Origin of the sequence: Bittarella massiliensis (ex Durand et al. 2017) (genome assembly GCF_017566145.1) — a bacterium.
Classification (GTDB): domain Bacteria; phylum Bacillota; class Clostridia; order Oscillospirales; family Ruminococcaceae; genus Bittarella; species Bittarella massiliensis_A.
Genome location: NZ_JABFCL010000010.1, coordinates 79,395 through 87,927 on the forward strand (window position 1 = coordinate 79,395; position 8,533 = coordinate 87,927).

Annotated in this window: 9 protein-coding genes and 1 pseudogene; 6 read left to right on the top strand and 4 right to left on the bottom strand. The window is 65.5% G+C overall.

Annotated elements, in window-relative coordinates; translation table 11 throughout:
* Positions 1-81: 81 nt before the first annotated feature.
* From HJY11_RS10405 to HJY11_RS15215, 5 genes and pseudogenes are all read left to right on the top strand, one after another.
* Positions 82-312, top strand: a complete 231-nt coding sequence (locus HJY11_RS10405) for a spore coat associated protein CotJA (protein WP_208075895.1) — start codon at positions 82-84, stop codon at positions 310-312.
* Positions 305-556 (top strand): spore coat protein CotJB, encoded by a 252-nt coding sequence (locus tag HJY11_RS10410; RefSeq protein WP_208075896.1) that lies wholly within the window; start codon positions 305-307, stop codon positions 554-556. Before HJY11_RS10405 ends, HJY11_RS10410 begins: the two co-directional genes overlap by 8 nt.
* Positions 557-559: 3 nt before the next feature.
* Positions 560-1,156: a manganese catalase family protein gene (locus tag HJY11_RS10415; RefSeq protein WP_208075897.1), complete on the top strand. Its 597-nt coding sequence runs from the start codon at positions 560-562 to the stop codon at positions 1,154-1,156.
* Between the two features lie 216 nt (positions 1,157-1,372).
* Positions 1,373-1,501, top strand: a pseudogene (locus tag HJY11_RS15680) (helix-turn-helix domain-containing protein); the annotation flags it as partial.
* A 280-nt stretch (positions 1,502-1,781) separates the two neighbouring features.
* Positions 1,782-2,249: a hypothetical protein gene (locus HJY11_RS15215; RefSeq protein WP_243764425.1), complete on the top strand. Its 468-nt coding sequence runs from the start codon at positions 1,782-1,784 to the stop codon at positions 2,247-2,249.
* 73 nt (positions 2,250-2,322) lie between these two features.
* Here HJY11_RS15215 and HJY11_RS10425 read toward each other — a convergent pair whose 3' ends face one another.
* The 3 genes from HJY11_RS10425 to HJY11_RS10435 form a co-directional block, all read right to left on the bottom strand.
* On the bottom strand, positions 2,323-3,228 hold the full coding sequence (locus tag HJY11_RS10425) for a helix-turn-helix transcriptional regulator (RefSeq protein ID WP_208075899.1): 906 nt from the start codon (positions 3,226-3,228) through the stop codon (positions 2,323-2,325).
* Between the two features lie 194 nt (positions 3,229-3,422).
* Positions 3,423-5,186: an ABC transporter ATP-binding protein gene (locus HJY11_RS10430; RefSeq protein ID WP_208075900.1), complete on the bottom strand. Its 1,764-nt coding sequence runs from the start codon at positions 5,184-5,186 to the stop codon at positions 3,423-3,425.
* On the bottom strand, positions 5,186-6,910 hold the full coding sequence (locus tag HJY11_RS10435) for an ABC transporter ATP-binding protein (RefSeq protein WP_208075901.1): 1,725 nt from the start codon (positions 6,908-6,910) through the stop codon (positions 5,186-5,188). Before HJY11_RS10435 ends, HJY11_RS10430 begins: the two co-directional genes overlap by 1 nt.
* Positions 6,911-7,086: 176 nt before the next feature.
* On the opposite strand from HJY11_RS10435, the gene HJY11_RS10440 reads away from it, so the two are divergent.
* The gene (locus HJY11_RS10440; protein ID WP_208075902.1) at positions 7,087-7,962 is read left to right on the top strand and encodes a LysR family transcriptional regulator; all 876 of its coding nucleotides are present in this window, start codon (positions 7,087-7,089) and stop codon (positions 7,960-7,962) included.
* 106 nt (positions 7,963-8,068) lie between these two features.
* On the opposite strand, the gene HJY11_RS10445 is transcribed toward HJY11_RS10440, so the two are convergent.
* Positions 8,069-8,533 (bottom strand): hypothetical protein (locus HJY11_RS10445; RefSeq protein ID WP_208075903.1); only part of this gene is annotated, 465 nt, incomplete at its 5' end.

The window sequence follows — 8,533 nt, forward strand, 5'->3', positions numbered from 1 at the left end:
GGCGGACGGGCAAACGCCATAGTGTGAAAAGGGACGGCGGAAAGCCGCTCCCTACTCTCAACAGACAAGGAGACAACTGCAATGTACCAAAACGATCTCCACGCCAAGGGCTGCGGCTCTTGCGGCGGCGACTGCGGGGGTAGCTGCACCGGCGGAACCGGCGTCAGATGCCCCCAGCAGCCTGCAATGGGCTATGTTCCCGACCAGTCTTTCTCCAAACTGTATACCCCCTCAACTGCGCTCTGCCGCGGCACCCTCTTCGGGGCCCTCGACAAGCCGTTTTCCGGAAAGGGGTGCCACCGCCATGAATAGCGAAAAAGAAAAGCTGATGAAGGTCATCCGGGAGAGCGACTTTGTCATTCAGGAGTGCGCCCTCTACCTGGATACCCATCCCCGCGACAGCGCCGCGCTGCGCCTCTACGGCGACCAGCAGGCCCTGCGCAAAAAGGCGGTAGACGCCTACGAGCAAGCATTCGGCCCGCTCACCACTGCCGGCAACCAGTTTTCCAGCTGGCGCTGGATCGATGACCCGTGGCCCTGGGATTTGGAGGACTGACCGATGTGGACTTATGAGAAAAAACTGCAATTCCCCGTGCAGATCAAAACGCCCAACCCGGCGATGGCCAAAGTCATCATCACCCAGCTGGGCGGCCCTGACGGCGAACTGGCCGCCAGCATGCGCTACCTCAACCAGCGCTACTCCATGCCCTACAAAGAGTGCAAGGGCATCCTCACCGATGTGGGCACCGAGGAGCTGGCCCACGCCGAGATGATCGGCGCCATCGTCCACCAGCTGACCCGCTGCCTCTCCGTCGAGGAGATCAAAGAGGCGGGCTTTGACGCCTACTTTGTGGACCACACCACCGGCGTCTACCCCCAGGCGGCCGCCGGCTTCCCCTTCACCACGGCGGTGCTCCAGTCCAAGGGCGACGCCCTCACCGACCTCTTTGAGGACCTGGCCGCCGAGCAGAAGGCCCGCACCACCTACGACAACCTGCTGCGCCTGGTGGACGACCCCGATGTCATCGCCCCGCTGAAATTCCTGCGGGAGCGCGAGGTGGTTCACTTCCAGCGCTTTGGCGACGCGCTGCGGGTGGTGCAGGACAACCTGGACTGCCGCAACTTCTACGCCATGAACCCCGAGTTCGACAAATAGCCCTTCGACCTCCTCCCCTCTCTCTCGCCCGCGCCGCGGCTTCCCGCCCGGCGCGGGCTTTTTTGTCAAAATCCCCCCTGTTTCCAATTTGACAAAGGGGGGTGTCCCATCCGGTCAACGTGCTATAATGGGAGCCAAGCCGGCCGTTCGACGCCGCGCGAGAAGGGAGAACGCCGCTTGCACCCCACATTTTTTGCCCTGCCAAAAAGCCGGCAGATGCAGATTGTCAACGCCGCCATGGAGGTCTTTTCCCAGAGGGACTACCGCCACTGCGTCACCGACGACATCGCCGCCCGGGCGGGCATCTCCAAGGGCTTCCTCTTTCACTATTTTGAAAACAAGTTGGGGCTCTATCTCTACCAGTACGCCCTAAACCTGGTGAGCGAGCGGCTGCGCGCCCCCGCCATCGCCCAGGAGCGCGACTTTTTTAAGCTGTTGGAGCGGGCGGCGCTGGAAAAGCTGGCCCCGATGAAGGAGCACCCCTCCCTCTTTGCCTTCTTCTTTCAGTCGCGCTTGGAGAGGGACGAGACCGTCTTGCAGGCCTTGGGCGGCGTGTGGGACCCCCTCATCGTCCAGAGCGCCGGGCGGATCCTCGCCCAGACCGACTGGAACCGCTTCCGCGACGATGTGGAGCCCAAGCTGGTTTTGGACCTGGTGCTCTCTGGCCCTCGTCGCCCGGCCGGCGGCGGTCTTTTTGCTGCTGGCCCCCTTTCGCATGCCCTGGCGGCAGAAGCTCCTCCTCTGCGCCGCCGGGCTGCGGGGGGCGGCGGCCATCGTCTTCTCCCTGGTGGTAGCCGCCAAAAAGCTGGGTTTGGTGGACCCCGGCGGCACGGTGTTGGGGATCTTTACCGACTATCAGGAGACCAGCGCCGCTCGCCTGGTGCAGCTGCCGGCAAACACGCTGCTGCGGGGCGCGCCCCGCTTTGTGGCCGATCTCCCCCTCCCCAAAGGGGTGCCGATTGTGGAGATCCTCCGCGCCGGGGAGACGGTGGTCCCCGGCGGCGGCACCCTGGTCAAAGAGGGGGTCACCCTCACCCTCTGCGGGGAGGAGGGGCGCCTTTCCGCCCTCCTCTCGCCAGAGGCAGACAGCTGATTTCCCGCCGGCTTTAAAAGGGGAGCGGCGCTGGAACATTCCAGCGCCGCTCCCCTTTTTTGGGATGCTCGTTTTACAGCTTCACCGCCGGCACCGCCAGCCGCGCGCCGGTCTCCCGCTCGGCGCCGAAGTTGAAGGACGGGCCGCTCTCCGGGGCAAAGCGGTAGCCAAAGGGCTCGGGGCGGTAGCGCTCCACCGCCCGCTGCACCGACTCGATGGCCAGGCAGAAGTCCTCCTCCCGCTCGTAGGGCTCGCTCTGAAAGTAGAAGAGGGCCCCGGCCGGCAGCTGGGCCAGCACGTACCCCGCCGGCACCGCGCCGCAGTAGTCCAGGGGCAGTTCCACCCCGGCGGCGATGTTGGAGCAGCCCTCCTTCACCAGCTGGGGCGGCAGCTCCAACAGGGCGGCGGTGTCCATCTTCTGGGGGATGCTATTGAGCAGCCCCTCCCACTCGCAGCCCATCTCCTCGCAAAAGGAGAGGTAGTCCTTCCCCTCTTTCGAGCAGAGGTAGAGCAGCTTTCTGCGGGGTCTCTCCTGGACGGTGACGGTGCACATCTTGATCTCTTCGCTCATCTGGCGTTCCTCCTTGCGTCGGATCAGGGCCTGATAGTCCCCGATCGGGTACTGTACGAACAGGGGGATGGGGGACGGCGCGCGCCGGTAGCGCGACGGGGCGACCGAAAAGCGGCTCTCAAAGGCCCGGGTAAACCCCTCGTGGCTGGCAAACCGGCTGTCCAGGGCGATGGCGATCACCGGGTCCCGGGTGTCCCGCAGACGGGCGGCCCCCTGGGTCAGCAAAACGGCCTGCAGGTACTCCCGCGGGGTCTGGCCCAGCAGCTCTTTAAAGAGGCGGTCGGCGTGCCGGCGGGAATAGCCGGCGGCGGCGTACAGCCCCTCCAGGGAAAACTCGTCCCTCCCCGCCCAGCGGCGGATGTAGTCCTGCATCCGCTGGACGGCGGCGGTCTGTTCGCTCAGCTCCATCTCTCTCCCCCTCTCACAGCGTACCAGAGCGCACCCGGCGGCGCTTGACCTGGTTGGACAATCTCTTTGGGGCCAGTGTACCACCTGTCCCTCGCCCGGGACAAGTCGCAAGTGGCAAGGGGCAATTTTTTCCAGGGCGGCAAAAGGGGGGCGCAGCCCTGCCCGGCTGCGCCCCCCTGGGCGGTGTGGGCGGCCTATCCCTCCGCCCCGGCAAACTGGCTGTTGTAGAGTTCGGCGTAAAAGCCGCCCTTTTCCAGCAGGTACTGGTGGTTTCCCTGCTCCACGATCTTGCCGTCGCGCATCACCAGGATGCGGTCAGCCTCCTTGATGGTGGAGAGCCGGTGGGCCACGATGAAGCTGGTCTTCCCCCGCATCATCTCGTCAAAGGCCTTTTGGATGCGGATCTCGGTGCGGGTGTCGATGTTGGAGGTGGCCTCGTCCAGAATCAGCATCGGGGGCGAGGTCAGCATCACCCGGGCGATGCTGAGCAGCTGCTTTTGCCCCTGGGAGATGCTCCCCCCCTCCTCTGAGATCACGGTGTCATACCCCTGGGGCAGCCGCTTGATGAAGCTGTGGGCGTGGGCGGCCTTGGCCGCCGCGATCACCTCTTCCTCGCTGGCGTCGGGGCGGGCGTAGGCGATATTTTCCCGCACCGTGCCGGTGAAGAGCCAGGTGTCCTGCAGCACCATCCCGTAGCAGGCCCGCAGGGAGCCCCGGGCATAGTCGCGGATGTCTTTGCCGTCCACCGAGATGGCGCCCTCGTCCACGTCGTAAAAGCGCATGAGCAGGTTGATGAGGGTGGTTTTGCCGCAGCCGGTGGGGCCGACGATGGCCACCCGCTGGCCCGGCTCCACCTGCAAGTTGAAGTCCTCGATCAGGGGCTTTTTCGCCTCGTAGGCAAAGGAGACCCCCTCCACCGCCACCTGTCCTTTGCAGGACGCGGGGCGGGCGGCCTCCAGCGCGTCGGGGGACTCGCTGGGCTCGTCGAGCACCGCAAAGACCCGCCGGGCCGAGGCCAGGGCCGACTGCAGCTCGGTCACCACCCCGGAAATCTCGTTGAAGGGCTTGGTGTACTGGTTGGCGTAGGCCAGAAAACTGCTGATCTGGCCCACGGTGATGGCCCCGTTGATGGCCGCCACCGCGCCGATGATCCCCACCCCGGCGTAGACCACCCCGTTGACAAACCGGGTGCAGGGGTTGGTGAGGGAGGAGTAAAACTGCGCCTTCACCCCGCAGTCGTAGAGGCGGCTGTTGATCTCGTCAAACCGCTCCTGCGAGGCGGCCTCCCGGCCAAAGGCCTTGACGATCTTCTGGTTGCCCAGCATCTCCTCCACGTAGCCGCCCATCTCGCCCCGCACCGCCGACTGCTCCCGGAACATGTTGTGGGAGCGCTTGGCGATAAAGCTGGCCACAAAGAGGGAGAGGGGGGTGATGAGCACCACCACCAGGGCGATCTTCACATTGATGGAGAGCATGAACGCCAGGGTGCCGAGGATGGTGATGACCCCGGTGAAGAGCTGGGAAAAGCCCTGGAGCATCCCGTCGGAGATCACATCGATGTCCGACACCACCCGGGTGATGAGATCGCCGTGGGAGTGGCCGTCGATGTAGCGCAGAGGGACGGTGGAGAGCTTGGAAAAGGCCTGCACCCGGATATCCTTGACGGTGTGGTAGGTGATCTTGTTGGTGCAGTAGGTCATCAGCCACTGGGTCAAGGCCCCCAGGGCGTAGACCCCGGCCAGCCAGCCGGCCATCCCCAAGATGCCGGTGAAATCCACCTGCCCGGGGCCGACGATCATGTCCACCGTCCGCCCCACCAGCACCGGGCCGGTGAGGGTGCAGGTGACGGTGGCCACCGCGCAGAGAAGGGCCAGCGTCAGCAGCCACCAGTAGGGTTTTAGGTATTTGAGAATCCGCCCCAGCACCGGGGTGCGGTCCTCCTGCCCGATCTTTGCCATCAGCGGCTCACCTCCTCTTCGCTGAGCTGGGAGAGACAGATCTCCCGGTAGACCGGGCAGCTCTCCAACAGCTGTTCATGGCTCCCCACCCCGGCCAGGCGGCCGTCGTCGAGCACCGCGATCACGTCGGCGTGGCGGATGGCGCTGGCCCGCTGGGAGACCACAAAGACGGTGCTCTCCCCCGCCTGGGCCGCCAGGGCGGCGCGCAGGGCCGCGTCGGTGCGGTAGTCCAGGGCCGAGGAGGAGTCGTCCAAAATCAAGATGTCCGGCCGCCCCACCAGGGCGCGGGCGATGGCCAGCCGCTGCCGCTGCCCGCCCGAGAGGTTTTTGCCCCCCTGCAAGATGGGGGTGTCATACCCCTGGGGCAGCTTTTCCACAAACTCGGCCGCCTGGGCGATGTCCAGCGCCCGGGCGATCTCCCCGTCGCTGGCGTCGGGCTTTCCCCAGCACAGGTTTTCCCGCACCGTGCCGGTGAAGAGGACCGACTTTTGGGGGACGATGCCGATCTTTTTGCGCAGGGCGGCGGTGTCGTATTCCCGCACGTCCACCCCGTCGATGAGCACCCGCCCGGCGGTGGCGTCGTAGAAACGGGGGATCAGGTTGACCAGGGTGGACTTGCCCGCCCCGGTGCCGCCGATGATCCCCACCGTCTGCCCCGGCTGTACCGCCAGATCGATCCCCTCCAGGGCGTTTTCGCCGGTGCTGTAAGCAAAGGACACCCCTTCAAAGGCCACCTTGGCAGCCCCCGAAAGGCCGCTCTCCGCCCCGCCGGGGAGGATGGAGGGCTCTGTCTCAAAAATCTCGTTGACCCGGCTGGCCGAGGCCGAGGCCTTGGTGAAGATGACCACCAGGTTGGCCACCACCACCAGCGCCAGCAGGATTTGGGTCATGTAGTTGACCAGGGCGATGATCTGCCCCTGGGTCAGGGCGCCGCTGTCCACCCGGAAACCGCCGAACCAGAGGATGGCGATGATGGCAAAGTTGACGATGATGGAGGTGAGGGGGTTTAAGAGGGCGGACACCTTCCCCACCCGCACCGAGGACTGGGCCAGGTCGTCGCTGGCGGCGTAGAAGCGCTGGTTTTCGTGTTCCTGTTTGGAGAAGGCCTTGATGACCCGGGCGCCCTCCAGGTTTTCACGGGTGATGAGGCCGATTCTGTCCAGCTTTTTCTGGATGGTGCGGTAAAAGGGGATGGTCCGCTTCATCACCTGGTAGAGGACCAGGGCCACCAAAGGCCCCGCCACCAGGAAGATGAGGGCCAGCTTCCAGTCCAGCCAGATGGCCATGACGGTGGAGCCGATCACCAGAAAGGGGGCCCTGATCACCAGGCGGATGAGCATGGCCACCGCCACCTGCAGCTGGTTGACGTCGCCGATGATGCGGTTGATGAGGGTCGAGGTGCCCAACTTGTCAATCTCGGCGTGGGACAGGGTGCCCACGTGGGCAAAGAGGTCGTGGCGCAGCCGGGTGCCCACCCCCTGGGAGGCCCGGGCGGCCGAGTACTGGCAGATGAGGGCGCAGCCCAGCCCCACCAGCCCCAGCAGCACGATCACCCCGCCGGTCTTGAGCACGTAGGGCAGGTCGCCCCGGGCCACCCCGTCGTCGATGATCTTGGCCATCAGCAGCGGCACGATCAGCTCGAAGATGGCCTCGGTCAGCTTGAAGAGCGGGCCGATGATGACCTGTTTCCGAAATTCCTTTAGATAGCGAACCAATTTCAGCAAGATGTTTTCCCCCACTTTTTTCGGGTTTTGCCGGACCGTCTATTGCAAATTCCCGGCAAACTGTTACTATAATAACAAATGCACACCTATATGAAAAGGATTTTATTTGTATATTTTCCATTCAAATCCCGTATGGTTTCCCCCGCCTGGGCGCGGGGGGTGAGGAGGTTGTTTCGTTGGAGCTAAAACAGCTGTCCGCCTTTGTCGCCGTGGCGGAGGAGGGCACCATTTCCGCCGCCGCCCGGCGGCTGCACATGACCCAGCCCCCCTTGAGCCACCAGCTCAAGCTGCTGGAGGAGGAGCTCTCCCTCACCCTCTTCGAGCGGGGGGCGCGCAAGGTGACCCTCACCCCCGCGGGCGAGCTGTTCTACCCCCGGGCCGCCAACATCCTAGAGATGGCGCAGGTGGCCCGCAAAGAGCTGTCCGACCTGGCGGTGGGCAAGCGGGGCACCCTGCGGCTGGGCACCGTCTCCTCCTCGGGCAGCGCCCTGCTCTCCAGCCGCATCCGCCAGTTTCACGATCTCTACCCCGACGTGGACTTCTCCCTCCACGAGGGCAACACCTACCAGCTGCTGGAACTGCTGCGCGCCGGCATCATCGAGGTGGCGGTGGCCCGCACCCCCTTTCAGAGCGAGGGGTTTCAGTGCAGCTACCTGTCCCCCGAGCCGATGGTGGCGGTGGCCGGCCCCGACCACCCCTGGCCGGGGGAGGGGGCGCTCCCCCTCTCCTATCTAAAGGGTCTGCCCCTCATCCTCTACCGCCGGTTTGAGGACCTGATCGCCCGCCAGTGCGCGGCGGCGGGCTTTGCCCCCACCGTCCTCTGCAAAAATGACGACGCCCGCACCACCCTCATGTGGGTGGGGGCGGGGTTGGGGGTCGCCCTGGTGCCCCGCTCGGCCCTCAAGATCATGCAGGGGCTGCGGGTGAGCAGCCGGGAGGTCGACGACCCGGCCCTCACCACCCAGATCGCCGCCGTCTGGGCCAAAAACCGCCCCCTCTCCCCCCCGGCACAGGGGTTTGTGGAGGTCTTTTCCCGGGAGCGGGAGGTGTAACACCGAAAGAGCGCCGCCGAACAGCCTGTGACAGCTGCCCGGCGGCGCTCTTATGTTTGTATGGAAGGCTTCCCCCCCTCACCCGCGCCGGATGGCGGGGCGATCGCTAAAGGGCTTCCCCCTCGCTCCCCTCTCCCTTTTCAGCCGAGAGGTTCCACAGGGCCATGAAGATCACCCCGCCCCAGCAGAGGAGGGCGGGCGCGTCCAGCCCGCAGCGGGCGAGGAAGGCCAGGGAGACGGCGCAGCCGCCCATCAGGGCCAGAAGCGTCACATCCCAGAAGGTGAGGCCCCGTTTCTCCCGGCCCAGGAAGGTCTTGCGCCCCAGCCAGTAAAGCAGGGTGACAAGGGTCCCCAGCAGGGCCAACCAGTGGATGGGGCAGTGCCCGTCCACCCCGTGGCCGCCGCGGCCGTCGTCCATCCCGGTGTAGGGGGCGGCGCCGCCCGGCGAGTCGCCGTCGGGGGCGAGGTCAGCAGCCGCGCCGGGGCTCAACTGGTACCGCAAAAAGAGGGAGGTGCGGTTGCCGGCCGAGTCCTCCAGGGTGTAGGCGATGAGGTACTCCCCGGGCCGGGT